Source organism: Exiguobacterium sp. s140 (genome assembly GCF_018617035.1).
In the GTDB taxonomy this organism is placed as follows: Bacteria; Bacillota; Bacilli; order Exiguobacteriales; family Exiguobacteriaceae; genus Exiguobacterium; species Exiguobacterium profundum.
The window spans coordinates 1-771 of record NZ_JACSJK010000015.1 but is presented as its reverse complement, the minus strand read 5'-3'; the positions used below and the strand labels follow the sequence as shown (position 1 = coordinate 771).

Sequence of the window (771 nt, the reverse complement as noted above, 5' to 3'; positions counted from 1 at the left end):
CGTTCCCATGCCGAACACGGAAGTTAAGCGTCTCAGCGCCGAAAGTAGTTGGGGGATCTCCCCCTGTGAGGATAGGACGTTGCCAGGCTACATATTGGAGGATTAGCTCAGCTGGGAGAGCACCTGCCTTACAAGCAGGGGGTCGGCGGTTCGATCCCGTCATCCTCCACCATTTACACCTGCCGGTGTAGCTCAGTTGGTAGAGCATCTGACTTGTAATCAGAGGGTCGAGGGTTCGAATCCTTTCGCCGGCACCATTTGATCTTTTTTAAAAAGTCTACCGCTAGAAATTATACCTTGCCGGGGTGGCGGAATTGGTAGACGCACAGGACTTAAAATCCTGCGAGGGTTTCCTCGTGCCGGTTCAAGTCCGGCCCTCGGTACCATTAATATTTTCCCATGATGATTATTCGTCTCGCACCCTTAGCTCAGCTGGATAGAGCGTTAGACTACGAATCTAAAGGCCGGGAGTTCGAATCTCTCAGGGTGCACCATTTTTAGACGGGAAGTAGCTCAGCTTGGTAGAGCACTTGGTTTGGGACCAAGGGGTCGCAGGTTCGAATCCTGTCTTCCCGACCATCATCACTTATATGGGGCCTTAGCTCAGCTGGGAGAGCGCCTGCCTTGCACGCAGGAGGTCAGCGGTTCGATCCCGCTAGGCTCCACCAATTTTATTTTTTTACAGACGAACTTTGAAAACTGAACGATGAGGCAAAAATAAGTTTTACATTTTTTGAATGAAGCGCAAGCTTCGTCAATTTAAGAGCTATA

Annotated in this window: 6 tRNA genes and 1 rRNA gene; all 7 read left to right on the top strand. The window is 50.3% G+C overall.

Annotated elements, in window-relative coordinates:
* Nucleotides 1-88, top strand: a 5S ribosomal RNA gene (gene rrf, locus KNO61_RS17110); the annotation flags it as partial.
* 8 nt (nucleotides 89-96) lie between these two features.
* Nucleotides 97-172: transfer RNA gene (locus KNO61_RS17105), tRNA-Val, on the top strand.
* A gap of 9 nt (nucleotides 173-181) precedes the next feature.
* Nucleotides 182-257, top strand: a tRNA-Thr gene (locus KNO61_RS17100).
* 42 nt (nucleotides 258-299) lie between these two features.
* Nucleotides 300-386: transfer RNA gene (locus KNO61_RS17095), tRNA-Leu, on the top strand.
* A gap of 31 nt (nucleotides 387-417) precedes the next feature.
* A tRNA-Arg gene (locus KNO61_RS17090) sits at nucleotides 418-494 on the top strand.
* Nucleotides 495-502: 8 nt separating this feature from the next.
* A tRNA-Pro gene (locus KNO61_RS17085) sits at nucleotides 503-579 on the top strand.
* A 13-nt stretch (nucleotides 580-592) separates the two neighbouring features.
* Nucleotides 593-668 (top strand) — tRNA-Ala (locus tag KNO61_RS17080).
* Nucleotides 669-771: the final 103 nt, after the last annotated feature.